Here is a 24,302-nt window from a genome sequence, read left to right on the forward strand (position 1 = left end):
CGCGCTGGCTTTCATCGCCAACGACAAGGAGCCGCCATGACCACGACCGTCCACGACCCCTACCGGTGCACGCCCGGGCCGCTGCATGCGACCCTGCTGGCCGGCACCGTGCCGCTGTTTCTCGGGGCATTGATCAGTGACATCGCCTACTACCAGACCTTCCAGATCCAGTGGAGCAACTTCGCCGCCTGGCTGATCGCCGGAGGGCTGCTGTTCTGCGGCCTGGCCGTGCTGTTCGCACTGGCCAACCTGGTGCGCGCCGAGCGCAAGGCCGGTCGCCCGGTGCTGTACGTGCTGCTGTTGGTGGTGACCTGGCTGCTGGGGCTGGTCAACGCCTTCGAACATGCCAAGGACGCCTGGGCGGTCATGCCCTCGGGGCTGGTGCTGTCGGTGATCGTCAGCGTGCTGGCCTGCATCGCCACCTGGGTCGGCCTGACCAACCTGCGCTCGGGAGGTGCCGCATGAAGACGCCTCTTGCCCTGTCGATCCTGAGCATGAGCCTGCTGCTGGCCGCCTGCGGTGGTGACGGCGATGCCACCCAGGCCCGCGGCCCCGACCCGAAACTTCCGGCCCCCGAACGTGGCCTGCTGCCGAGCATGAAGATCGCCGAACCGGCACTGTGGGGCGAGCAGAAACCCAAGGTGCCGGACGGCTACAGCATCACGGCCATCGCCACCGACCTGAAGATCCCGCGCCAGACCCTGATCCTGCCCAACGGCGACATCATCGTGGCAGAAGGCCGTGGCGGCAATGCCGCCAAGCTCAAGCCCAAGGATGTGATCGCCAGCCAGATCAAGGCCAAGGGCAACACCCAGGTCAAAAGCGGCAACCGCCTCACGCTGCTGCGCGATGCCGATGGCGACGGCCGCTACGAAGTGCAGACAGTGTTCGCCGACAACCTCAACGCCCCTTACGGCCTGGCGTTTGCCGATGGCAAGCTGTACGTGGCCAACCAGGATGCCCTGGTGCGCTTCGATTACCAGGACGGCCAGACCAAGGCCGATGGCCCGCCGACCACGCTCACCGAGCTGCCCTCGGCGATCAACCACCATTGGACCAAGGCGCTGACCATCAGCCCGGACGGTCGCTACCTGTATGTGGGCATCGGCTCGAACAGCAACATCACCGAGCGCGGCATGGAAGTGGAGATCGACCGCGCGATGGTCTGGCAGATCGACGCCCAGACCGGCGCGCACAAGCCCTACGCCACCGGCCTGCGCAACCCGACGGCGCTGACCATCCAGCCTGATTCGGGGCAACTGTGGGCGGTGGTCAACGAACGTGACGAGTTGGGGCCGGACCTGGTGCCCGACTACCTGACCTCGGTGCGCGAAGGCGCCTTCTACGGATGGCCCTGGAGCTACTGGGGGCAGAACGTCGATACCCGCGCGCAACCGCAGAATCCGGAGAAAGTCGCCGCCGCGATCAAGCCGGACTACAGCCTCGGTTCACATGTCGCCGCCCTGGGAGTCGATTTTTCCCTGCCGGCGATGGGCGAGAAATTTGCCGATGGCGTGTTCGTGGGCGAGCACGGCAGCTGGAACCGGCCCAATCCTGTCGGCTACAAGGTGATCTTCGTGCCGTTCAGCAATGGCAAGCCAGCGGGTGAGCCAATCGACTTCGCCACCGGTTTTCGGGGTGAGGATGGCAAGACCCGCGGCCGCCCGGTGGGGGTGACAGTGGATCCGAAAGGCGCGCTGATCATCGCCGACGACCTGGCCAATACCGTGTGGCGGGTGACGCGTAATCAGTGATGCGCTAAATCAAGGCCAGCCCGCCCCCACAGGGGATGGCTGGCCTTGAGGTTTTGAACCGCACCCGCCATGGCCCGAAACCGCCAAGCCTACCCCGCCCAGCACCACCACCGATGCCTCCAGCAAAGGCAGCGACATCGCCACCCCAACAGCCAGACCCCGTCCCTGATCACGATCTGACGGAACGTTCGCAAAGCAACACTCCAGCCTGTGAAAGCGATATTTTTTTCTGTAACGAAAATGTAATATTCGCTTTCGCAGATAAAACAATAACGTTGGAGTACCCCGATGTTTGCCTTCTTCCGCCCCGCCGTGCACCGGGCGCCGCTGCCCGCTGAACAGGTCGACAGTACCTATCGCCGCCTGCGCTGGCAGATCTTCGCCGGCATCTTCTTCGGTTATGCAGGCTACTACCTGCTGCGCAAGAACTTCTCCCTGGCCATGCCCTACCTGATCGACGAGGAAGGCTACACCCGCGGTCAGCTCGGCCTGGCCATCTCGGCCATCGCCATTGCCTACGGCCTGTCCAAGTTCCTCATGGGCCTGGTGTCCGACCGCTCCAACCCCCGTTACTTCCTGCCTTTCGGCCTGCTGGTGTCGGCAGCGGTGATGTTCGTGTTCGGATTCGCACACTGGGCCACCTCCAGCGTCACCATCATGTTCATCCTGCTGTTCATCAACGGCTGGGCCCAGGGCATGGGCTGGCCGCCGAGCGGGCGGACCATGGTGCACTGGTGGTCGCAGAAAGAGCGCGGCGGCGTGGTGTCGGTGTGGAACGTGGCACATAACGTGGGTGGCGGCCTGATTGGCCCGCTGTTCATCCTGGGGCTGGGCTGGACCAACGACTGGCATGCCGCCTTCTATGTACCGGCCGCCGTGGCCGTGCTGGTGGCCGTATTCGCCTTCATTACCATGCGCGACACCCCGCAATCGGTGGGCCTGCCGCCGATCGAGGAATACAAGAACGACTACCCCGAAGGCTACGACGCCAGCCACGAACAGGAATTCAGCGCCAAGCAGATCTTCGTCAAGTACGTGCTGCGCAACAAGATGCTCTGGTACATCGCCCTGGCCAACGTCTTCGTCTACCTGCTGCGCTACGGCGTGCTCGACTGGGCGCCGACCTACCTCAAGGAAGCCAAGCACTTCACCGTCGACAAGACCTCCTGGGCCTACTTCTTCTACGAGTGGGCAGGCATCCCCGGCACCCTGCTGTGCGGCTGGATGTCGGACAAGATCTTCCGTGGCAACCGCGGCCTGACCGGCATCGTGTTCATGGCCCTGGTCACCGTCGCCACCCTGGTGTACTGGCTCAACCCACCGGGCAACCCCACTGTCGACATGATCGCGCTGTTCTCCATCGGCTTCCTGATCTACGGCCCGGTGATGCTGATCGGCCTGCAGGCGCTGGAACTGGCGCCGAAGAAAGCCGCCGGCACCGCTGCCGGGTTCACCGGTTTGTTCGGCTACCTGGGCGGCTCGGTCGCAGCCAGTGCCGCGATGGGCTTCACCGTCGACCACTTCGGCTGGGACGGCGGCTTCGTGCTGCTGGTCGGTGCCTGCCTGCTGTCGATCGCCTTCCTGCTGCCGACACTGCGCCACACCCAGGTTGCCAGCAGCCGGCGCGAAGCGGTGGCGTGATCAACTGATATAACGCCTGCGGCAAACAACAAGGCCGGTGACATTTTTTGTCACCGGCCTTGTTGTTTCAGCGCCAGGAAAGTTGCCCCCTGCCCTTCCAGGCGCACTGAAATCAATGCGCGAAAAGATGGCTCTTCGCCACAGATCATTAAATACCAGGCATAAAAAAGCCGCCTGAGATCAGGCGGCAAACAACCAAAGGGCGATAAAGTGGAGCCCACCCAGGAGGTGCTCTAGCACGGGGGATGTCCTGAGTGCACGAATACTTTATCGGGGCCGACTTTAACCCCTTGGCCACTCGATACTGCAATCAAAAACCGTGATTTCGATTATCAACGAAACGAAATGGCATGCGCGGCGCGGCATTTGTTACTAGTAGCCCGGCATCAATACCGGCTGCACCCTTACAACAATTACATTCCTTTATTCAGACACCTGCCTCAACAATTCCAACCAAGGGGTATGACATGTCGCCATTGCGACTCTCCATGCTGAGCGCGGCGCTACTGTGCGCGCCGTTGCAAGCCGCATTCGCCGAAGCCGTTTCGAGCCAGTCCGAAGCCAAGGGATTCTGCGAAGGCAGCGAGCTGAACGCACGCCTGCGCAACTACTACTTCAACCGTGATGGCAAGTCGCAAGGCCCGGATCGCAGCGACTGGACCCAAGGCTTCATCCTCAACTACAGCTCCGGCTTCACCCAGGGCACCGTGGGCTTTGGCGTCGAAGCGTTCGGCCACCTGGCAGTCAAGCTCGACGGCGGCAAGGGCACCTCCGGCACCGGCAACCTGCCCGTCAGGGACAACGGCGCCCCCGAAGACGACTATGGCCGCGCCGGGGGCGCATTGAAGCTGCGTATCTCCAAGACCGAACTGCGCTGGGGCGACCTGCAACCCACCGCGCCGGTGTTCGCTGCCGGCGGTACACGGCTGCTGCCGCAAACGGCCACTGGCTTCAACCTGCTCAGCAGCGAGATCAAGGGGCTGGACCTGGAGGCGGGCCACTTCACTGGTGGCAACGGCCCGGTCACCACCAATGGCGACCATGGCCTGTGGGCCTCCTACGCCAACATCCAGGCCGACAGCATCGACTACATAGGCGGCAAATACGCGGTCAACGACGCCCTGTCGGTGTCGCTGTATGGCTCCAAGCTGCAGGACATCTGGCGCCAGTACTACGGCAACGCCAACTACATCCTGGCGCTGGCCGACGACCAGTCGCTGAACTTCGACTTCAACCTCTACCGCACCAACGACGATGGCCGCGCCGACGCCGGCTCGATCAACAACACCACTTGGTCGTTCTCCACCGCGTACAACTTCCTCTCGGCGCACACCATCACCCTGGCCTACCAGAAAGTGCACGGCGACACCCCGTTCGACTACGTCGCCTTCGGCATCAACGGCCCGGGAGACACCGGTGACGGAATCTTCCTGGCCAACTCCATCCAGTACTCGGACTTCAACGGCCCGGAGGAAAAGTCATGGCAGGTGCGCTACGACCTGGACATGAACACCTTCGGCGTGCCGGGGTTGAGCTTCATGGCCCGCTACGTCAACGGCCATGGCATCGACGGCAGCAAGATGGCCTCTGACAGCAAGTACCTGGGCTATGGCTATGGCGAGGATGGCAAGCATCATGAGACCAACCTCGAAGCCAAGTACGTGGTGCAGTCCGGCCCGGCCAAGGACCTGTCGGTGCGCCTGCGCGAGGCGATCCACCGGGGCAATGCCGACCAGGCCGAAGGGGATGTCAACGAGTTCCGGGTGATCGTCGACTACCCGCTGTCGATTCTCTGATCGCGACGTCAGTGCCGGCCCTATCGCGGGACAAGCCCGCTCCCACAGGAACTCCGCTGATCTTGAAACCAGCGGAGTTCCTGTGGGAGCGGGCTTGTCCCGCGATAGGGCCAGCAAGGCCAACGAATAACCCGCGCGCCCATGACGAAAACACCCGCCGCCGCCGTTTTATTCCATGATTTCATTCAATTCATCCCCTTGAAATACATAGAAAAAATTGACGTTCATCGCACCCCGTGAATCGGTAGCCTGCGCTCATCCCGGGGTTACCCCTTCCGTACACACGATGACCAAACCGTGAACAGACCCGCGCTCCCCCCCCTCCTGGCTGGCCTGCTCCACCTCTCGCCTCTGCTCGCCGCCCCGGCAGAGATCGGAGTGATAAGCGCAGCGGAAAAGCCCGTGCAACTGTTGCGTGCCACGAGCGTCTACCAAGCCAACGCCGGCACCCGCCTGCAGAGTGCCGACTACCTCGAAGCCGGCAGCACAGGCGTGCTCATCGACCAACTGGCCGGCACACGCATTGCCCTTGGCCCGCACACCCGTCTGTATCTGGAACACACGGGCAACACCACCCATCTCAACCTGCTGCAAGGCTGGCTCAAGCTGCAACCGTTGACTGGCGTACCCCAAGGCAGTGCACCGCGACGTGAAGCCCGCCAACGCCAGGTCCGCCCGCAGCTCGAATCTTTGCTGTCGCAGCAGATCGGCCCGCTGGCGCGCCTGCTGGTCAAGCGCAGTCTGGCCAGCGCCGACGACTTCGCCAGCCTGCGCAGCGCCCTGCTGCCGCACATTCCCTCCGAGCGTGGCCGCGAACAGTTCGTCGCCGCCACCGAAGCGCTGCTGGCCACGACCGAAACCCCGCCGCAAGACGACAGCCTGCCCCACCAGACAGATACGACAGACACCCAGCCCCCGAGCTGGACCCCGCTTTCGTGCAGGCCAGCGAAACGCGCCTGACCTACCTGATCGGCCCGATTGCCCGCATCGTCATGCGCCGCGCCCTGCCCCACGCCAGCACCCGCCAGGCGCTGTTGCAGGCCCTGGCCGAACACATCCCCGACCCCGCCCAACGCAGCGCCTTTCTCGAGGAGCAGCCATGAGCGCGCCACAAAACCACATGGCCACCGCGCCCTGCCTGCTGCGCGGCGGCATCGCCTTCGGTCACAGCGACACCGGCCCGGTGCGCCAGCACAACGAAGACCACTTCCTGATCGACCCACGCCTGGAACTGCTGGCCGTGGCCGACGGCATGGGCGGCCACCAGGCCGGCGCCCTGGCCAGCGCCCTGGCCCTGGAGTCGCTGCGCGACTGCCTGATGCGTCAGGTGGCGCAGGTCGCCCACACCTCCAGCGACCCCGACGCCACCTGCCAGGTGCCCTCGATGCAGGCCCTGGGCGCGCTGCACGAGGCGCTCGAAGCGGTCAACACCCGCTTGTACGCGCACAACCACACCCGTCAGCTCAGCGAGGGGCGCGGCATGGGCACCACCCTCACCGGCATCTGGCGCCCCCAGGCCGGCGGGCCGTTGTTGGCATTTCATGTGGGTGACAGTCGCCTGTATCGCTATCGCCACGGTGAGCTGGAGCAGTTGAGTCGCGACCAGACCTGGTACCAGCAGGCGCTGGATGCCGGGCATTTCGATCGGCTGCCGGCGCGCAACGTGCTGTTGCAGGCGATCGGACCAGCGCCGCGGGTGGAGCCGCAGGTGTGGGTGCAGGTGGTTCAGGCGGAGGACTTGCTGATGCTGTGCAGTGATGGGGTTCATGGGTGTGTGCCGCATCATGAGATGGCGCGGGTGTTGGAGGGCGCCGGGCGGGAGAGTCTGGAGGCGAGCAGTCAGAGGTTGATTCGGTTGGCGACGGAGTATGGGGGGCGGGATAACGCTACGGTGGTGTTGGTGAAGTTTGAGTGAGAGATGGTAGGGGCTGGCCTCACAGGATTGCTGGCATTTTCGAAAATGGTGTGTTACCTGGGGCCGAGTTGGGCCCCCAAGGCTGTTCATTAGCGAACGACCGTATCCGAGCCATAGCGGTCGTTCGGAAAGGGCAGCAATTGGCCTGAAGCAGACGGTACGCGATACAAGCGATGTGCCGTCTCCGAAGTACTACCTCTCCAGGCCGAGTCACTAGGTCATCAAGCCCTAGCCGCAGGTTTGAGTCGGAAGCTGACGCCCATACGGTTGAACGCATTCATCGCGGCAATGGCCGCTGTCAGGTCAACAAGATCCTTTTCTGCAAACATCGCCGATGCGGCTGCATAAGCTTCGTCGGATACCTGTGTCTCGCTTACCCTGGTGACTTCTTCCGCCCAAGCCAGTGCTGAGCGCTCCTGATCCGAGAACAAATATTGCGCTTCATGCCATACCGGCACTAACAGCACCTTGTCCACTGACATACCTGCTTTGATCAGATCGCGTGAGTGAAGATCAATGCAATGAGCGCAGCCGTTGATTTGAGACACCCTGAGAAACACGAGGTGGATCAGCGAGGCTGGCAAATTTGTCGCGGTGGTCACGAAATGATGCAGGCCGCCGAGGGCCTTAGCTGCACCAGGCGAAGCTTCAAACCAATTGAGACGATTCATGATTTTTTCCTTTGTATGAGCGATGAAGAGCGTGGCCGCTTGTTCGCATACGGCCCAGTTGAGATGCAAACCTAAGCGCTTGGAGTAGATGTCGGCCTTGAAGCGGACTTTAGACTTGACCTACTCGACAGCTATGCCTACCAAAGAACGCCTGCACATCACCGTACCCTGTTGCCCTTCCAGTACTCAGTGACTCCCCCCCCTTGGCGGTACCCTCAACGGTGAAATAATGCACCTGAGTGAGACCAATGGTGGCGAGGACGGCCGACAGGTAGGGGCGCAGAAAGTCCGGTTGACGGGCCTGTGGACCGCTGATGTGGCCCCCGCTAGCGATTGCGACGTAGACCGGACGATCCGTCAGCTTTCCGACTTTACCTTTGGCGGTGCCAACAAAGGTTTTACCCACGCGTACCACCTGGTCGATCCACATCTTGAGTGGGGCGGGCACGCTGTAGTTGTGCATCGGCGTGGCAATCAGCAGTACGTCGCATGCTTGCAGTTGGTCGATCAATTCGTTGGAACGGCTCAACGTACTGTCCCGCCCGCTTACCGCGACTATGCGCTGATTGGCTAATGCCTGGGCGTAAGGCGCATCGACGGGTGCCAAGGCGTTGAGATCTAGATCGGTCAACTGGATACCCCTTCTGCCGGCCACGGTGGCCAAGCCAAACAGGATCTGCTGGGACAGCTTCAGACTTTCCGAATGGTTTGCGTTGGGGCTGGCGACCAGGCGAAGAACGCGCAAAGGAGCAAGTAGCGGTCGGGACGATGTCATGATGTTTGCCTCCTTGGATGTGTGCGGGTTATGGCGTATCGAACTGTTTTTGAAAGCGCATTGCCCCAGTCAACAGGCCTTCACGGAAGTAGAAACGTTGCGCTCGGGCGTTGGCCAAACCTGTGTCGAGCACCAGGCGCGCACAGCCGCTGGCGCGGGCCAGTCGCTCCAAGGCTTGCAACAAGCGCGCCCCCCACTGGCCACCCCGATGAGCCTCGGCGGTGACAAGGTCATCGACATACAGGAATGCGCCGTAGACCAGGTTTTCCTGTAGGCGGTAACCAGCCAATGCCACAAGGACGCCTGAGTCATACGCGCCAATGAGGTGATAGCCTTCAACACGCATACGCTCGATGCGGCTGGTGAAGTCGGCTTCGCTGGTCAGATGAGGGCGCAATTGCTGCATTACCGGGAATGCGCCGCACAGGTCATGGATGTTGTCCAGGGGACGCAGGGCCGTGTCGGCCAGGTCGAGCACGCTGGGTATGAAGTTGGTCAACGTAGATGTCATGGGATTGGCCTCATGCGTAAGTGATGGCGCTATATTGGACTACCATTGACCCACTTGATTGAGCCAAGAAATGGGATACGAACTAGTCCATGATGACTTCGCCAAAACCGCCTTTCGCCCCCTTGGAAGAGCAGTCCGCGCTGCCTCTGTATCGCCAACTCTACGACCGCGTGCTGGCCGCGATTGCCGCCGGCACGTTGTCCGCCGGTGACCGCTTGCCGTCGGCGCGCGCCATGGCCAAGGAGCTGGGTGTGGCCCGTGGGACCGTCGAACTGGCCTATTCACTGCTAGCCAGCGAGGGCTACATCCTTGCGCTCGGGCAGAAAGGCACCGTGATCAATCCTGAACTGCAGAAGCCCGCGTTGGCGGCCAGCACAGCACCCGTCAGCAGCCGGGTGATCGAAGACTCCCCTGATTCGCTCTGGCGTCCACCGCAGCTGTTGCCATTCCAGATGGGGGTGCCGGCGCTGGATGCTTTTCCGCGCAAGATATGGGCGCGTCTGGGTGCCCGGTATCTACGCGGGATGCGTGTGGGAGATCTGGACTATCCGGCACCCCACGGCCTGCCAGCGTTGCGCAGCGCCATCGCCTCGTATCTTCAGGTATCCCGAGGCATCGATTGCGGTGCCCACCAGGTGTTTATCACCAGCGGTTGGCGCAATAGCCTGACGTTGATCGCGCACACCTTGTTGCAGCCAGGAGCGCGAGCCTGGGTGGAAGACCCAGGCTATCCCCCCACGCGCCAGGTGCTTCGCCAATTCGGACTGGAGCTGGAAGCGGTGCCGGTTGATGCTGATGGCATGAATGTAGAGCATGCCATCGCGGGTGGCCGGGCTACGCAGGTCGCCATGGTGACACCGGGGCATCAGAGCCCGCTGTCGATGGCACTGTCGTTGCCACGCCGACAACTGCTATTGGATTGGGCTGCCCGCACCGGGGGGTGGATTGTCGAGGACGACTACGACGGCGAGTATCGCTACGTCAGCCGTCCACTCCCAGCGCTGGCCAGCTTGGATCGCCATGGGCGCGTGCTGTATGCCGGGACCTTCAGTAAGGTGCTGTTTCCCAGCCTTCGCCTGGCTTATCTGGTGGTGCCGCAGGCGCAGGTGGCAGCGTTCGAGCGCGTCGGCCGGGCCTTGTTCGCTGCCGGGTCACCGTCAATTACCCAGGCCATGGTGGCGGAGTTCGTTGCCGAAGGACACTTTGCCCGGCATATCCAACGCATGCGCCGCATCTACAACGAGCGACGAGCATTGACCATCGAAGCACTGGAGCGAAGTTTGCCGCAGGGTATGCAGGTGGAGCGCTCGCCGGGCGGCATGCACCTGGTACTGCGTTTGCCGAACGACGTAAACGACACCGCCCTGGCCGAGCAGTTGCTGGGCAGGGGCATGTCGGTACAGGCGTTGTCGCGCTGGGCTGCCTCGTCGCAGCGTCAGTCGGGTCTGCTCCTGAGCTTTACCAACTGCGCCACAGCTGCTCCTGGCGAGCAGCTTGGCGCAGTGATCAGCACGTTACTCAGTTGAGGTTGGCCTTGCTCAGGCCGAACAGTTCATCGGATGAGCCCGGGATGGCCTGGAAAGCTACGTTGAGGCGGTTCCAGCCGTTGATGGCGACGATCAGGAACGACAGATCCGACAGATCGTGCTCGGAAAACTGCTCGCGCACACGCGCATAGAGGCTGTCGGAGATACCATGAGGCGATAACTGGGTCAGGGCTTCGGTCCACTCCAGCGCCGCTCGCTCTACGGGCGTAAACAGCTGCGACTCACGCCAGACGGCGACGTGGTGAAGACGCAGCTCGCGCTCGCCATGGATCTTCGCCTCTTTCACATGCATATCCACGCAGAACGCACAGCCGTTGAGCTGCGAAGCCCGCAACATGATCAGGTGGGCAAGATCGACCATCAACGGCTTCTTGCTCAGTTGCAGGGTCAACTCCACCAGTTTGTTGGACGCTTGGGGAGACAGCTTGAAGTAATCAAGGCGGTTGTTCATGGGCAGGTACTCGCAGTAGGTTAGTGTCCGTTGGAGCCCACTCTAGCCATGCTTGGACTAGCCACACAGAGCCAAGATGGTGATTTCGAACTAGACCATGCCTGTGGCGAAGTGCGCCATGATGATCCCGTCGAGCAGTAGAGGCGGAGAGGCGCTACAGGCCTCTTGCTGCTCTTTCGCGGACGGCAGCTTTGGGTCGGAAGCTGTCATCCAACGACGGAGCCATAAATCCGAACGGACAACTCTGAACCACCCAACCTCCACCTCAATCGCTTTTATGCATCCCCCTACGCGCATCATCCATCAACGCCTTGGCCATCTCGCTGAGGTAATGCGCCGCCCAAACCAGCACCGGTTCGTCGTCCATCACCCCGATGAACGACGCCCGCCGCGCGCTAGCCAGTAGTTCCGAAGCCTGTTGCAGCGCATGGTCGGCACAGTTGCCGGGTTCAACGCGGAACAGGTGTTTGCCTTTGGCTTCGCTTTCCAGGCAGGTGGTGGTGCCGACGGTCCAGCCGAGCTTGCCGAGGTGGTCTGGTGAGTCCTTGTCCATGGGGAAGTCCTTCGAGGTGCTGTGAATGGGGTGGGTGTGCGAGGGCACCGGTGATGGTGTGGGCAATTGGCTGTGCTGAACCATTGCTGGCCTCTTCGCGGGTAAACCCGCTCCTACAGGTACTCCGCTGATTTTGAGTACAGCGGGGTACCTGTAGGAGCGGGTTTACCCGCGAAGCAGGCGATGCGGTATATGGCACGGGCGTTGCCCGTGATCGCGGGGCAAGCCCGCTCCCACAGAGGCCCTGCAAGCCTTTTGGAAATGAGTACGGACTAATGCAGGGATAGCGGCCGCGCTCGACTCTTGAGCTGCACCTGCGCCAACGCGCACTCCAACAGCGAGCGCACGGCGTCGAGCTCGTGCATCACGCTAAGCAGCATGATCGTGGCGGGGGATTTGGGGAGGGAGGTGATCGACTGGTTGGCTACCGCCAGGCCACACATGGTGTATTCCATGGCTTCGACCAGGGTGTCTTCGAGGTAATCGGGGGCTTCGGTGGTGTGCGGTGGGTCGGGGACGATCTTGAGCATATGCACCTCGTAATGCGGAAGTCCGACCGTCCACTCTTCACTTGCAGGTGAAGGGTGGCGGCTACGTGCAGGCCTGCAAGACCGGGGCATTACGAGGCAAAAACCCGGTTGACCCAAAGGTCACCCGCACGCAGCCACCATTGAACCGGACCTACGGCGAAACGCCGAAGACGTCAGGAGGTGGGCGCCATCGTAATACCGCACAGGCTTGCAGACCTGGCCGCTGATTTAGCAGCGGCCCGGCGAGACTAGCCGTGACTGCGATGGCGCAAAAGCGGGCCAAGGATGCTTAGGAAAGGGCCTACATCAAATAGCGAAAATCTGATTCGTTCGTGTAGGAAGCCATCTAATTTTGGGGTGAGTTGCTTGCTGGAGGTTATGTAGTACACATCAGTGCGCCGTCAGCAGCTAGAAAGCAATAGGGGCTTCCCTCCCCTGCCAGTCTCCGCTTCGCAGGTCGGCTAGGCCATCATCGTTGCACTTGCGCACACGCACATCCTGCGGTCGCGCAAACCCTCACTGATCAAGATCGCTGGATATTTCTTTAGCCAGCTCGATGAAGACACGCACCGCCGCACTCAGAAAAGCGTCTTTGCGCCGCATCAGAACGGCCCGTCGCTGCAAGCGCTCCGGCTCCAGCTTGATGGCCACCAGATCGTCATGGGCCAACGCAATTCTGGCAGGCAACAAGGTCGAGAGATTCGTCCGGCGAACGATCTCGATCACTGCGCCGAGGGCATTGGCCTCCATCTGCACCTTGGGACGAATCTCATGTTTGCGGCAGTAGCGGTCGATTTGCTCGCGAGTGGCAAACTCTGTGCTGAGCAAGACCAAAGACTCTGCACTCAGGCCGTGCGAGGTAATGGAGCGTTCCTCGGCCAGGCGGTGTCTGCGGTTCATGACCAAAGCAAGCGTTTCGTTCAGCAAGGGGATGGCTTCGATATCCGGCGCATGTATTTCATCAAATGCGATCCCTACGTCCAACTCTCCCGCCAACAGCAACTCCTCGATACGCTCCTGGGAGATCTCTTTCAGGTTGACGGTGATCTTGGGGTATCTGGAGTGAAATGCCTCGATCAGCGGCCCCACCAGATAGGTCGTGAACGTCGGCGTTACGGCAACACGCAATGAGCCACGGCTGAGGTCGCTGACATCATGTATAGCCCTTTTGGCTTCCTGCAGTTCCTGATACGCACGGCGCGCATAGAGAAGGTAGACATCCCCCGCGTCAGTCAAACGCGTCGTGCGGCCTGATCGGTCGAACAACTGGGCTCCCAGGCTCTCTTCCAACTGCCTTACTTGCTGAGAAAGCGCCGGCTGAGAGACATGCAGCGCTGCTGCGGCCTTCGTGAAGCTGAGATGTTCTGCAACGGCCAGGAAATACTGGATGTGGCGAGCGAGCATGCCTAAACCCATAAGATAATCTGATCCAGCTCATAATAAATGAGACTTTTACCTTATGTCATGCGCTGCTTAATCTCCGTCTCACACCCAGCGACATCGAGACAGCAACCATGAAAGCGATCATCGACGGATTTCTGAAGTTTCAAAAAAACGCCTTTCCGGAGCGGGTCAAACTGTTCAAGGACCTTGCCAATCAGCAAGCGCCAAAGGCTCTCTTCATCTCCTGCTCTGATAGCCGACTGGTGCCTGAACTGGTCACCCAACGCGAGCCAGGCGATCTGTTTGTAATCCGCAACGCCGGCAATATCGTGCCCTCGTATGGGCCAGAGCCGGGTGGGGTTTCGGCGTCGGTCGAATACGCGGTCGCCGGACTCAAGGTTGCAGACATCGTGATCTGCGGCCACTCCGACTGCGGCGCGATGACCGCCATCGCCACCTGCAAATGCCTGGATCACATGCCCGCCGTAGCCAGTTGGTTGCGGTACGCCGACTCAGCCAAGGTAGTCAATGAGGCCCGTCAGCATGCGGACGGCCCAAGCAAGGTTGCTTCCATGGTGCGCGAAAACGTGGTCGCGCAGTTGGCCAACATCCAGACCCACCCCTCCGTGCGCCTGGCGCTCGAAGAAGGCCGCGTGACCCTGCACGGTTGGATCTATGACATCGAGACCGGACGTATCGACGCTTTTGATGGCAGCACCGGCACCTTCGTGTCTCTCGCGCAAAACCCAGAAGTCCACGCCGTTTCCCAGCCGGCCAGGCACGTCGCCTGAAGCCTGTATCTGCACCTTTTCTTACCCAGGAGACTCACCATGATCCAGACTCAAGCCACCCGCACCGCTCGCCAGGAACTGACCGAAGTCATCATCCAGGCCAAGGCTCGCAAGGACCTGTCCTTTGCGCAAATCGTTGACGGTACGGGCCTGTCCGAGGCCTTTGTCACCGCAGCCTTGCTTGGCCAGCATCCGCTGCCTGAAAGCGCCGCGAAGGTCGTAGGCGAAAAGCTCGATCTCGATGCTGATCAAGTCGCACTGCTGCAATCGATGCCGATCCGCGGCAGCTTCTTCGACGGGGTGCCGAGCGACCCTACCATCTACCGCTTCTACGAAATGATGTCGGTGTATGGAACCACCCTCAAAGCGCTGGTCCACGAGAAGTTCGGCGACGGCATCATTAGTGCCATCAACTTCAAGCTGGACATCAAGAAGGTCGAAGATCCAGACGGTGGTCACCGTGCTGTGATCACCCTGGACGGCAAGTATCTGCCTACCAAGCCTTTCTGATGTAGCTCAGCCCGGCGCCATACCGCGCCGGGCCATCTCCAACATTCATGACGACTGAGCGCCGATCGGATGCTCAGGCCTTCTTACGCCCTCAGTACAGGTGATCACCATGAAACTCTTACTCGTTTTGTTCCTAGGCGGCCTTGGTTCTGTTGCCATGGCCGATGACCAAGGTACTCGAACTGCACCAATGACGGTTGAACCCTATCGCTACTCTCAGAAACTGGATATCGCGCACGTTGTGGCTGTTACCCCGGTGCCCAATGTCTGCGAAGTTGTGCCGATGCAGCTGACTTACGACGACTCCAATGGCGAGCGGCATATCATGGAGTACAGAATCGTGGGGAATGGCTGTGCCAACAACTGATGCGCCGTCCATACTCCAGCTCGACAGGCAGTTCCTGGGCATCAGGGCAGATGGGATCGAGGCTTGGCATCCTGTATAGACGCAAGCCCACTGCGAAAATCGCTGGGGGCTTTTTGCTTCCGACAGAGGGTGATCTGCCGACTCGTCTGCGGGACGGGAATCTGGACGGCAGACTACCCTCCTGAAACTTCAGAGCCTGTACTCAATGGTGTAGGACTCATCGTCTCTCGGTTCTATCGTAATAGGAATGCCGAAGAGCTTTCCTCGACAATCACTGACGCTACACCGATACACATTTCCCTGCTGGAGCTGGTTCCAGAGCCCTTCGTCATGTATCGCAATCTGCAACACACGGTTGTTCGGATCCTCTCTGACCTGAGCAACGTGATGGTCGAGGTCGCACCCGAATTCAGCAGTAGTAAACTCGGGATCGTAGCCGATCAGCACACCGTGCCTTTTCAGATCTTCCCGAATACGCTCAATCACGTTCTCTGCTTCTTGTTTTAGCATGATCGTTGTCTCGCGGCGTTGTACTCATCAAAACTCTAGCTGACCCTGATGGTTTTGGTTGGGTATCGTGCAATCAACGACTCACCCTCATTCCTGAAATTCCCCACCGCCTTAGGAGGGGAAGCTGGCGGTAGCGGGTGACTGCTTTCGACCCATTTCGGACACTGAAAAATCGCGTTTCGTAAGTGCGACGCCCACTCCGTGGGAGCGGGTTTACCCGCGAAGCAGGCGATGCGGTGCATGCACGGCATCGAGCGCAGCATGATCGTGGCGGGGGATTTGCGCCTGATTGAGTGACTGGGTTGCGTCCAGGAGATTTCTTCTCTCGGCCACAAACACGCTTGACCTCAAGTTGACTCGAGGTTGCAGACTGCCCGCTCATTTCTCTGGAGCAATCCCATGTCCGCAGATTCCCGCCCCGCATTCGCGCTGTCCAATCCACCCGGGCTGTACGACCCGAGCAGCAACGGGTACTCCCACGTCGCCGCAGTAGCACCTGGAGCCAGGCTGTTGTTCATTGCCGGGCAAGGTGGCGAGGATGTCGACGGGCGACTGCCCGCCGAGTTTGCCACGCAGGCCAGGCAGGCACTCGCCAATTTGGACACGGCACTGCGGTCGCAGGGCGCGAGCTTGCAACAGGTGTTCAAGCTGACCTTGTTGATCGTCGATCATGATGAGCATCGCTTGCGTGAATGGGTCAGCGAAGCAAATCGGGTCTGGGAAAGCGGGCATCCGGTCTGCACCCTGATCCCCGTTCCACGGCTGGCGCTGGATGGCATGCTGGTGGAGATTGATGCGGTGGCCGCTTGCTGCTGATGCAACCCGCTGCGCCTCGATGCGGCGCATGGCACGGGCGTTGCCCGTGATCGCGGGGCGAGCCCGCTCCCACAGGTACGGCGCGGAACCCAGAGTCAGCGCCGTACTTGTGGGAGCGGCGGTGTCGGTATCAAGCTCAAGCCGCGCCGCCCAACATGCCAACGAACCACCCCGCCCCCGGCAAGCCCCGGCTCACCAACAGCGTCGGCGCCACCTGCGGCCCGCCTTCGGCCCAGAACAAGGCATGCCCGGCCAACGACCGCTGCCCCGCCAGCCCGTCCAGTTGCATCAACCACTGTTCGACCGCCTGCGCCATCCCGTCCTGCTCCGGCAACGTCAGCCACATCGCGCCCATCGCTGGCTGCCCCCACGCAGGCTCGATGCTTGCGGGCTCGGGCCGGGATGGAGCGGGCAACTGGCTGAGGTCGCGGTCGAAGCGCTCCAGCACGAATCCCGCCTCCAGGGTCGACAATGCCAGGCGCTCCACTTCGGCGTACCACGCGCCGTCGCGCCGCAGGCGCTCCAGCACTGGTATGTCCGGCCCGCCATAGGCCAGGGTCAGGGGAAAATAGCGCCCCACCCGGTCGACACTGGGCATCATCACGCCGGCCCAGGCGACCTCGCCGCACACCCCGGCAGCCAAGGCGAAATGCCAGATCGGGCTGCAGCGGTAGGCCTGCTCCCACTCCGCGCCCAGGCGCTCGCGGCTGGCGCGCAGGCCAGCCTGCAGCATGGGCCGTCCATCTGCGGCTGTTGGGCGTCGATCACCAGCACGCCGGCCTCGATCTCCTGATGACCTGGCTGAGTCCACAACTGCGTCGCATCGTTGACCGGGTCGCCCGGCAGTGCCGGGGTGAGGATCAAGTGCCAGCGCAGCGGCCCCTCGGACAGGCGCGAGCCCAGGCCATAGGACAGCATGTCGGAGGCATTCTGCGCGCTCTGCTCATCGCTCAGCGGTGCATAGGGCGTTTCTGGCTGCAGGCGCCAGCGCACTAGGCGCTCATGCCCGGCGCCGTCATTGAAGCGAAAGGCGTTGACGCTGAAGTATGCCGCGTTGTCGAAACCCGTCGATGGCCGGTGCGCGGCCCTCCAGTCTTCAAAGGCTTGGCTCTCGCGGTAGCTGCCGGCGCGCAACAACCCGGTGCGCGCCAGTGCGGCCCCCTGGCCATTGCTGTCGAAACGGCCGCTGACGCACAGGCCCTTGGCGTGATTGCGGTGAAAGCCCGGCTGCGGGCCGGACACCGCTTCGAACGCATCGACGACGCGGGCAACGCCGGCCGCAGAGGACAGTGATGGAGGGGCTGCCCAGCTATTGCGCTCGACGAACAGCGCACAGGCAAGGCCGGTGAACAGGGTCGGGAAGAAGGCAACGAGGAAGTGGTGGCGGTACTGTGCGGGCATTCAGGCGATCCAAGAATCCGGTCGCCCACCCCCAGGGGCCTTATTGGCGGATACCGGCGAACCACAACAGCGATGGCAGGCTGGCATTGGCCGTATACAACTGGCCTGAACTGCGGTCCGCGACCACGCGGGCCACGGCATCGAGGTCGACGCCGTCCGGGGCGCCGATCAGCGCGTAGCCTAGCTGAGACTGACGCCAGACCACAACATCCATGCCCGCGACGTTCAACTGGACCATGGACTGGTCGGGCTTGGGCTCCTTCATCACGCACAGGGCTGGTGGCGGTGGAGCGCTTCAGCTACAAGGAAGCCGCCGACATCCTGGAGGTGCCTATCGGCACGGTCATGAGTCGGCTGTTCCGCGCCAGGCAAACGATTGGCACACTGCTCAACGACAGCCCCAAGCCCTCGGCGCCTGGCCGCGACCTGCTGCGCACCTGAACCTTCGCGTGCGTTGCCTGGCACCTGCATACGCCCTAAAGGGAAACTGCTGCGCAACTTCCGGCTTGATGTTTTTTCATACAGTGCGCCGAACGAATTATTTCTACAAGTGAAGAGAACTCATCTTGTTATTTATCGCCCTTGTTTCATGAAACAGCACTTATTGACGATATAGCCCCCATAGCACTTGTCTTGCGTCGTTTATTCCATAGATTTTCCTGTTTTTTTAATTACCAATTTTAGTTGGACACTCGCGCGCCGCCCTTCTTATTCTCGCTCCCGCCGGAACAACTTTCAGGTTCCCGCCAAGGCTCTTTCCCGTCATTGAATTGAAGAGGCAAACATGAAACGACACCTCTGGCTCGCCCTGCTGGGCACCCTGTCCATCGGCGCCCACGCCGCGACCCTTGATGTACCGGTCAATCTGGTCAGCGCCGATGGCAAAGCACAACCCATCGGTCAGGTCAGCATCAGCGAGTCGGCCTACGGGCTGGTCTTCACCCCCAAACTGAACAACCTGCCCGCAGGCGTGCATGGCTTCCACGTGCACGAGAACGGCAGCTGTGCGCCCGGCATGAAAGATGGCAAGGCCGTGGCGGCACTGGCTGCTGGCGGTCACTTCGACCCGGCCAAGACCGGCAAGCACCTGGGCCCCTATGGCGATGGCCATCTGGGCGACCTGCCGGCACTCTATGTGAGCGCCGACGGCACCTCCACCTATCCGGTCCTGGCGCCGCGCCTGAAGACGATTTCCGAAATCAAGGGCCACGCCTTGATGATCCATGCCGGTGGCGACAACCACGCCGACATACCCATGCCCCTGGGCGGTGGCGGCGACCGCGTGGCCTGCGGCGTGATCTGAACCAGGCAGGCCGGGCGTCAGTAATCGCCGCGCTTGTGCAACGCCCAGCGCCCGGCCAGCACGGTCACGTCGGCAAGGAGCATGTCCAATGCCTGACACCGGCTGAGCCGATGCCAGGCACCGCTCGCAGTCAGGCCGCCAATCGCCCTTGGGCAATGGCCTCCGACGCTGCCAGCATCGCCCGCAGCAACACTGCACAACCCGCCGCCAGATCCTCGGGCGTAGCGTTCTCGATCTCGTTGTGGCTGATGCCGTTCTCGCACGGCACGAAAATCATGCCTGCCGGGCCCAGCTCGGCCAGGAAGATCGCATCGTGCCCTGCCCCGCTGACGATATCCATGTGCGCCAAGCCAAGGCTCTTGGCCGACTCACGCACGGCATCGACACAGTTACGGTCGAAGTACAGCGCCGGGAAGTCCGCCGTTGGCGTCAGCTCGAAACTCAGCCCGTGTTTGGCACATGTGCTGTCGATCACCTCACGCACCTCGGCGATCATCGAATCGAGCCGATCCCCTTCAAGGTGACGGAAGTCCAGGGTCATGCGTACCTCACCCGGAATCACATTGCGCGACCCCGGATACGCCTGCAGGCAACCGACCGTGCCGCAGGCATGGGGCTGATGCGCCAGTGCCGTGCGGTTGACTGCCGCGACCACTGCCGCCGCGCCGACCAGGGCATCCTTGCGCAGGTGCATCGGCGTCGGCCCGGCGTGCGCCTCGACGCCGCGCAGGCTCAGGTCGAACCACTTCTGGCCGAGGGCGCCGAGCACCACGCCGATGGTCTTGCCTTGATCCTCCAGAATCGGCCCCTGCTCGATATGCGCCTCGAAATACGCCCCGACCGGATGCCCCAGCACGGCCCTCGGGCCGGCATAGCCGATGGCCTGCAGCGCCTCACCGACACTGGTCCCTTGGGCATCGCGCTTGGCCAGCGTCTCTTCGAGGGTGAACTTGCCGGCGAACACCCCTGATCCCATCATGCACGGTGGGAAACGCGAACCTTCTTCGTTGGTCCACACCACCACCTCCAGCGGCGCTTCGGTTTCCACGCCGAGGTCATTCAGGGTGCGGATCACCTCCAGGCCGGCCATCACCCCGAAGCAGCCATCGAACTTGCCGCCAGTAGGCTGCGTGTCGATGTGGCTGCCGGTCATCACCGGTGGCAGCTTGGGGTTGCGTCCGGGACGCCGGGCGAACATGTTGCCGATCGCATCGACGCTGACGCTACAACCTGCGGCCTCGCACCACTGCCGGAACAGGTCGCGGGCCTGGCGGTCCAGGTCGGTCAGTGCCAATCGGCAGACCCCGCCCTTGGGCGTGGCGCCCAGGCGCGCGAGGTCCATCAGCGATTGCCATAGGCGCGCGCTGTCGACATGGTGGTCGGTGGAGTGCAGCACTTCCTTGATCGGTTTCATCGGGACTCTCCTCAGGCGATTTCTTGTTCTGGTGATTCGGCTGTAGCGGCCAGCCAGATTCAGGGTGATGGTTTGGCCAGGCGCGCCGTTCCACGCACCGCGACGCGGCCCAGGACGTAGTACAGCCCCGCCCCCAGCAGCGAACCGGTAAACCAGCCATAGTCGTAGAACCAGCTGAAGCGGCTGTTGCCGATCGACATTACGGTCAGCGCCACCGGCACCGCGAACGCCAGGAACCCGACCCAGTTCCAGGCCGGGTACACGTCATCGCGGTACAACCCGGCAAGGTCCAGTTGCTGGCGGCGGATCAGGAAGTAGTCCACCACCATGATCCCGGCAATCGGCCCGAGCAGGCTCGAATAGCCCAGTAGCCAGTTGGAATAGACACTCTCGAGGCTCAGGTCGGAAACGATCCAGCCAAGCTTTTTCAGCAGTTCGTGGCCCATCAGCGCCAAACCGATGAAACCGGTCAGCCACACCGCACGGCTGCGCCCGATCAGGCGCGGGGCGATGTTCTGGAAGTCATTGGTCGGTGAGACGATGTTCGCCGCCGTGTTGGTCGACAGCGTGGCGATGATGATCAGCGCCATGGCCAGCGCCACCCAGCCCGGGCTCTGGATACGTCCGATCAGGTTCACCGGGTCCGACACCGTTTCCCCCACCAGCGATGCCGAGGCGGCGGTCATGACCACACCCAGGGCTGCGAACAGGAACATGGTCAGTGGCAGGCCAAAGATCTGCCCGAGAATCTGGTCCTTCTGGCTTCTGGCGTAGCGGCTGAAGTCGGGAATGTTCAGCGACAGCGTGGCCCAGAACCCGACCATCGCCGTCAGCCCCGCGCAGAAATAGCCGATCACGCTGGCGCCTTCCGGGCGCTTGGGCGGCTGGGCCAGCAGTTCGCTCATCGACATGTGCGGCAGCGCCCAGAACAGCAGGCCGACGCCCACCGCCACCAGCAGCGGTGCCGACAGGGTTTCCAGCCACTTGATCGACTCCGAGCCGCGCAGCACCACCCACAGGTTGAGCAGCCAGAACAGCATGAAACCGATCACCTCGCCGGTTCCGCCCAGGCTCTTCCAGCCATCGAACAGCGAACCCAAAAACAGGTGGATGGCAAGACCGCCGAACATCGTCTGGATACCGAACCAGCCGCACGCCACCACCGCGCGGATCAGGCACGGCACATTGGAGCCGAGGATGCCGAACGAAGCGCGTAGCAGTACCGGAAAGGGAATGCCGTACTTGGTGCCGGGAAAAGCGTTGAGGGTCAGCGGAATCAGCACGATGAGGTTGGCCAGCAAGATCGCCAGCAGCGCCTCGCCGACGCTCAGGCCGAAGTAGGCGGTCAGTACCCCGCCGAGGGTGTAGGTGGGGACGCAGATGGACATGCCGACCCACAAGGCGGTGATGTGCCATTTGTTCCAGGTACGCTGGTGCACCTTGGTCGGAGCGATGTCGTGGTTGTAGCGAGGGCTGTCGAGGACGTCAGTGCCTTCGGACAGCTCGTACAGCCCGTGCTGCTCGATCACTTGCGATCTGCTCTGTTGCATGGGGCCTTCTCCAGATTGTTCTAGTTATTCGCTCATCGGCTGAATCGATGGCCGGAGTTACACATCTCACCTGTACTGCACCTCCGGTCCGGCCTGGCGGTTGTGGCCGCACTCAAATTGCATGCCGGATTGGCCCGGGCCAACCCTGCCGGCTACCGCCGACTGGAGGTAATTCACTGATTTGCAAGGCATTGAGTAGCGCCAGGGAAAGGTACGGTCATGCCCTGCCCTGACGTTTTGCTGGTGGAGGCCCGCCCTGGCCTGCGCACCGGGTTTCAATCTGGTGCAGCCTGGTTTTTGCGCGGCGTGGTTCGCGCCGGCAAGCCAGGTTTCAAACGGCTGATTTCGCATGGAAAATCTTGACCAAATCTGCTTCTTGTCAAGTGCGTCAAAATGGTGAGCAGCCTGTCCATTTTGGTGATTTATTCAAAAAAACCTTAAATTTCAATTAGTTATTTAATATGTAAACTCATAAAATTTTTTCTTGATCAATCCTTGATCAGCATCTAGATTCCAATCTTGTCAGCACTGACAGGATTGCAACGCAACCACCAACCGCTGGCAAAAAACAATTTCAAGAACCGGCAAAACGACCGGTCAGCCTGCGAGGAAGACGGTATGTCCCTGTTGATCCGTGGCGCCACCGTGGTTACCCACGAAGAAAGCTATCCCGCCGATGTCCTGTGTGCCGATGGCCTGATCCGCGCCATTGGCAAAGACCTCGAAGTGCCCAGCGGTTGCCAGGTCCTGGACGGCAGCGGCCAATACTTGATGCCCGGCGGCATCGACCCGCACACTCACATGCAGTTGCCATTCATGGGCACCGTGGCCAGCGAGGACTTCTTCAGCGGCACCGCCGCAGGCCTGGCCGGCGGCACCACCTCGATCATCGACTTCGTCATCCCCAACCCGCAGCAGTCGTTGCTGGAGGCCTTCCACACCTGGCGCGGCTGGGCGCAGAAGTCGGCCAGCGACTATGGCTTTCACGTCGCAATCACCTGGTGGAGCGAGCAGGTCGCCGAGGAAATGGGCGAACTTGTCGCCCACCACGGCGTGAACAGTTTCAAGCACTTCATGGCCTACAAGAACGCGATCATGGCCGCCGACGACACCTTGGTCGCCAGCTTCGAGCGCTGCCTGCAACTGGGCGCGGTACCGACCGTGCATGCGGAGAACGGCGAGCTGGTGTTCCACCTGCAGAAGAAACTGCTGGCCCAGGGCATCACCGGCCCCGAGGCCCATCCGCTGTCGCGTCCGGCGCAGGTCGAGGGCGAGGCGGCCAGCCGCGCCATCCGTATTGCCGAAACGCTGGGCACACCGCTGTACCTGGTGCACATCTCGAGCAAAGAAGCGCTGGATGAGATCACCTACGCTCGGGCCAAGGGCCAGCCGGTGTATGGCGAGGTGCTGCCCGGGCACCTGCTGATCGACGACAGCGTCTATCGCAACCCCGACTGGTCCACCGCTGCCGGCTATGTGATGAGCCCGCCATTCCGTCCGCGCGAACACCAGGAAGCCCTGTGGCGCGGCTTGCAATCGGGCAACCTGCACACCACCGCCACCGACCACTGCTGCTTCTGCGCCGAGCAGAAAGCCATGGGCCGCGATGATTTCAGCCGCATCCCCAACGGCACCGCCGGCATCGAGGACCGCATGGCGGTGTTGTGGGACGCTGGCGTGAACAGCGGGCGCCTGTCGATGCATGAGTTCGTGGCACTGACCTCGACCAATACGGCCAAGATCTTCAACCTGTACCCACGCAAAGGCGCCATCCGCGTGGGTGCCGACGCCGACCTGGTGCTCTGGGATCCGCAGGGCACACGCACGATTTCTGCCAGCACCCATCACCAGAAGGTCGACTTCAACATCTTCGAAGGTCGCACGGTGCGCGGCATTCCCAGCCACACCATCAGCCAGGGGCGAGTGCTCTGGGCCGATGGCGACCTGCGCGCCGAGCCGGGCGCGGGGCGCTATGTGGAAAGGCCCGCCTACCCCTCGGTGTACGAGGTCCTCGGGCGACGGGCCGAGCAGCAGCGGCCGATACCGGTCAGCCGCTGAGCAGCCCATAACAGCCGGGGGCCGCAGCGCCTCCGGCAATAACAATCCAGAGACA

Annotated in this window: 27 protein-coding genes and 1 pseudogene; 15 read left to right on the plus strand and 13 right to left on the minus strand. The window is 61.9% G+C overall.

What is annotated here, in order from left to right; all coding sequences use genetic code 11:
* The first annotated feature begins 36 nt into the window (after positions 1-36).
* From AC2CGW_RS21730 to AC2CGW_RS21760, 7 genes are all read left to right on the plus strand, one after another.
* Positions 37-465: a DUF2231 domain-containing protein gene (locus AC2CGW_RS21730; RefSeq protein WP_065861821.1), complete on the plus strand. Its 429-nt coding sequence runs from the start codon at positions 37-39 to the stop codon at positions 463-465.
* Entirely contained in the window at positions 462-1,754 is a 1,293-nt protein-coding gene (locus tag AC2CGW_RS21735) for a PQQ-dependent sugar dehydrogenase (RefSeq protein WP_186722293.1), read from the plus strand. Before AC2CGW_RS21730 ends, AC2CGW_RS21735 begins: the two co-directional genes overlap by 4 nt.
* Positions 1,755-2,042: 288 nt before the next feature.
* Positions 2,043-3,395, plus strand: coding sequence for a glycerol-3-phosphate transporter (glpT, locus tag AC2CGW_RS21740; protein ID WP_288375227.1), 1,353 nt, complete (start codon positions 2,043-2,045; stop codon positions 3,393-3,395).
* A 467-nt stretch (positions 3,396-3,862) separates the two neighbouring features.
* On the plus strand, positions 3,863-5,191 hold the full coding sequence (locus tag AC2CGW_RS21745; protein ID WP_484574580.1) for an OprD family porin: 1,329 nt from the start codon (positions 3,863-3,865) through the stop codon (positions 5,189-5,191).
* A 402-nt stretch (positions 5,192-5,593) separates the two neighbouring features.
* Positions 5,594-6,151 (plus strand): DUF8082 domain-containing protein, encoded by a 558-nt coding sequence (locus tag AC2CGW_RS21750; RefSeq protein WP_484574581.1) that lies wholly within the window; start codon positions 5,594-5,596, stop codon positions 6,149-6,151.
* Positions 6,127-6,294, plus strand: a complete 168-nt coding sequence (locus AC2CGW_RS21755) for a DUF8082 domain-containing protein (RefSeq protein ID WP_186668868.1) — start codon at positions 6,127-6,129, stop codon at positions 6,292-6,294. Before AC2CGW_RS21750 ends, AC2CGW_RS21755 begins: the two co-directional genes overlap by 25 nt.
* Positions 6,291-7,106 carry a PP2C family protein-serine/threonine phosphatase gene (locus tag AC2CGW_RS21760; protein ID WP_484574582.1) on the plus strand — a complete coding sequence of 272 codons (816 nt, stop codon included), beginning with the start codon at positions 6,291-6,293 and terminating at the stop codon, positions 7,104-7,106. The genes AC2CGW_RS21755 and AC2CGW_RS21760 overlap by 4 nt, the downstream gene beginning before the upstream one ends.
* Positions 7,107-7,327: 221 nt before the next feature.
* Here the strand turns inward: AC2CGW_RS21760 and AC2CGW_RS21765 are convergent, their stop codons facing one another.
* The 3 genes from AC2CGW_RS21765 to AC2CGW_RS21775 form a co-directional block, all read right to left on the minus strand.
* A complete protein-coding gene (locus tag AC2CGW_RS21765; protein WP_012314951.1) occupies positions 7,328-7,777 on the minus strand; it encodes a carboxymuconolactone decarboxylase family protein in 450 nt (149 codons plus the stop codon).
* Between the two features lie 109 nt (positions 7,778-7,886).
* A complete protein-coding gene (locus AC2CGW_RS21770; RefSeq protein ID WP_186668866.1) occupies positions 7,887-8,552 on the minus strand; it encodes an FMN-dependent NADH-azoreductase in 666 nt (221 codons plus the stop codon).
* A 28-nt stretch (positions 8,553-8,580) separates the two neighbouring features.
* The gene (locus AC2CGW_RS21775; protein WP_186668865.1) at positions 8,581-9,063 is read right to left on the minus strand and encodes a GNAT family N-acetyltransferase; all 483 of its coding nucleotides are present in this window, start codon (positions 9,061-9,063) and stop codon (positions 8,581-8,583) included.
* A gap of 89 nt (positions 9,064-9,152) precedes the next feature.
* Between AC2CGW_RS21775 and pdxR the strand changes: the two genes are divergently transcribed.
* On the plus strand, positions 9,153-10,589 hold the full coding sequence (pdxR, locus tag AC2CGW_RS21780; protein ID WP_186668864.1) for a MocR-like pyridoxine biosynthesis transcription factor PdxR: 1,437 nt from the start codon (positions 9,153-9,155) through the stop codon (positions 10,587-10,589).
* Here pdxR and AC2CGW_RS21785 read toward each other — a convergent pair.
* From AC2CGW_RS21785 to cynR, 4 genes are all read right to left on the minus strand, one after another.
* On the minus strand, positions 10,582-11,061 hold the full coding sequence (locus AC2CGW_RS21785; protein ID WP_153773441.1) for a carboxymuconolactone decarboxylase family protein: 480 nt from the start codon (positions 11,059-11,061) through the stop codon (positions 10,582-10,584). The genes pdxR and AC2CGW_RS21785 overlap by 8 nt on opposite strands.
* A gap of 265 nt (positions 11,062-11,326) precedes the next feature.
* A complete protein-coding gene (locus AC2CGW_RS21790) occupies positions 11,327-11,614 on the minus strand; it encodes a DUF3077 domain-containing protein (protein ID WP_186668863.1) in 288 nt (95 codons plus the stop codon).
* A 272-nt stretch (positions 11,615-11,886) separates the two neighbouring features.
* The gene (locus tag AC2CGW_RS21795; RefSeq protein ID WP_426351936.1) at positions 11,887-12,144 is read right to left on the minus strand and encodes a hypothetical protein; all 258 of its coding nucleotides are present in this window, start codon (positions 12,142-12,144) and stop codon (positions 11,887-11,889) included.
* A 516-nt stretch (positions 12,145-12,660) separates the two neighbouring features.
* Positions 12,661-13,548, minus strand: a complete 888-nt coding sequence (cynR, locus tag AC2CGW_RS21800; RefSeq protein WP_484574583.1) for a transcriptional regulator CynR — start codon at positions 13,546-13,548, stop codon at positions 12,661-12,663.
* A 110-nt stretch (positions 13,549-13,658) separates the two neighbouring features.
* Between cynR and AC2CGW_RS21805 the strand changes: the two genes are divergently transcribed.
* The 3 genes from AC2CGW_RS21805 (at position 13,659) to AC2CGW_RS21815 (ending at position 15,195) form a co-directional block, all read left to right on the plus strand.
* Positions 13,659-14,318, plus strand: coding sequence for a carbonic anhydrase (locus AC2CGW_RS21805; RefSeq protein WP_186668860.1), 660 nt, complete (start codon positions 13,659-13,661; stop codon positions 14,316-14,318).
* Positions 14,319-14,357: 39 nt separating this feature from the next.
* Positions 14,358-14,828 carry a cyanase gene (gene cynS / locus AC2CGW_RS21810; protein ID WP_054895305.1) on the plus strand — a complete coding sequence of 157 codons (471 nt, stop codon included), beginning with the start codon at positions 14,358-14,360 and terminating at the stop codon, positions 14,826-14,828.
* A gap of 109 nt (positions 14,829-14,937) precedes the next feature.
* Positions 14,938-15,195, plus strand: coding sequence for a DUF2790 domain-containing protein (locus AC2CGW_RS21815; RefSeq protein WP_411382890.1), 258 nt, complete (start codon positions 14,938-14,940; stop codon positions 15,193-15,195).
* Positions 15,196-15,384: 189 nt separating this feature from the next.
* On the opposite strand, the gene AC2CGW_RS21820 is transcribed toward AC2CGW_RS21815, so the two are convergent.
* A complete protein-coding gene (locus tag AC2CGW_RS21820) occupies positions 15,385-15,705 on the minus strand; it encodes a hypothetical protein (RefSeq protein ID WP_484574584.1) in 321 nt (106 codons plus the stop codon).
* A 399-nt stretch (positions 15,706-16,104) separates the two neighbouring features.
* Here AC2CGW_RS21820 and AC2CGW_RS21825 point away from each other — a divergent pair, with 399 nt between their 5' ends.
* On the plus strand, positions 16,105-16,521 hold the full coding sequence (locus tag AC2CGW_RS21825; RefSeq protein WP_186668854.1) for a RidA family protein: 417 nt from the start codon (positions 16,105-16,107) through the stop codon (positions 16,519-16,521).
* 136 nt (positions 16,522-16,657) lie between these two features.
* Here the strand turns inward: AC2CGW_RS21825 and tagF are convergent, their stop codons facing one another.
* The 3 genes from tagF to AC2CGW_RS21840 are packed head-to-tail and all read right to left on the minus strand — an operon-like array spanning position 16,658 to position 18,187.
* Positions 16,658-17,239 (minus strand): type VI secretion system-associated protein TagF, encoded by a 582-nt coding sequence (gene tagF / locus AC2CGW_RS21830; RefSeq protein ID WP_484574596.1) that lies wholly within the window; start codon positions 17,237-17,239, stop codon positions 16,658-16,660.
* Positions 17,122-17,922, minus strand: coding sequence for a catalase family protein (locus tag AC2CGW_RS21835; protein WP_484574585.1), 801 nt, complete (start codon positions 17,920-17,922; stop codon positions 17,122-17,124). Before AC2CGW_RS21835 ends, tagF begins: the two co-directional genes overlap by 118 nt.
* A gap of 40 nt (positions 17,923-17,962) precedes the next feature.
* On the minus strand, positions 17,963-18,187 hold the full coding sequence (locus AC2CGW_RS21840) for a hypothetical protein (protein ID WP_484574586.1): 225 nt from the start codon (positions 18,185-18,187) through the stop codon (positions 17,963-17,965).
* A gap of 14 nt (positions 18,188-18,201) precedes the next feature.
* Here AC2CGW_RS21840 and AC2CGW_RS21845 point away from each other — a divergent pair.
* Together AC2CGW_RS21845 and sodC are read left to right on the plus strand one after the other, a co-directional pair.
* Positions 18,202-18,363: pseudogene (locus tag AC2CGW_RS21845) on the plus strand (sigma factor-like helix-turn-helix DNA-binding protein); the annotation flags it as partial.
* A 343-nt stretch (positions 18,364-18,706) separates the two neighbouring features.
* Entirely contained in the window at positions 18,707-19,225 is a 519-nt protein-coding gene (sodC, locus tag AC2CGW_RS21850) for a superoxide dismutase [Cu-Zn] SodC (RefSeq protein ID WP_484574587.1), read from the plus strand.
* Between the two features lie 130 nt (positions 19,226-19,355).
* On the opposite strand, the gene AC2CGW_RS21855 is transcribed toward sodC, so the two are convergent.
* Positions 19,356-20,639 carry a Zn-dependent hydrolase gene (locus AC2CGW_RS21855; protein WP_288375246.1) on the minus strand — a complete coding sequence of 428 codons (1,284 nt, stop codon included), beginning with the start codon at positions 20,637-20,639 and terminating at the stop codon, positions 19,356-19,358.
* Between the two features lie 59 nt (positions 20,640-20,698).
* Positions 20,699-22,189, minus strand: coding sequence for an NCS1 family nucleobase:cation symporter-1 (locus AC2CGW_RS21860; protein WP_186668847.1), 1,491 nt, complete (start codon positions 22,187-22,189; stop codon positions 20,699-20,701).
* A 618-nt stretch (positions 22,190-22,807) separates the two neighbouring features.
* Here AC2CGW_RS21860 and hydA point away from each other — a divergent pair.
* Positions 22,808-24,247, plus strand: a complete 1,440-nt coding sequence (gene hydA, locus AC2CGW_RS21865) for a dihydropyrimidinase (RefSeq protein ID WP_186668846.1) — start codon at positions 22,808-22,810, stop codon at positions 24,245-24,247.
* Positions 24,248-24,302 lie beyond the last annotated feature (55 nt).

Source organism: Pseudomonas sp. SYWMCR5 (assembly GCF_057197165.1).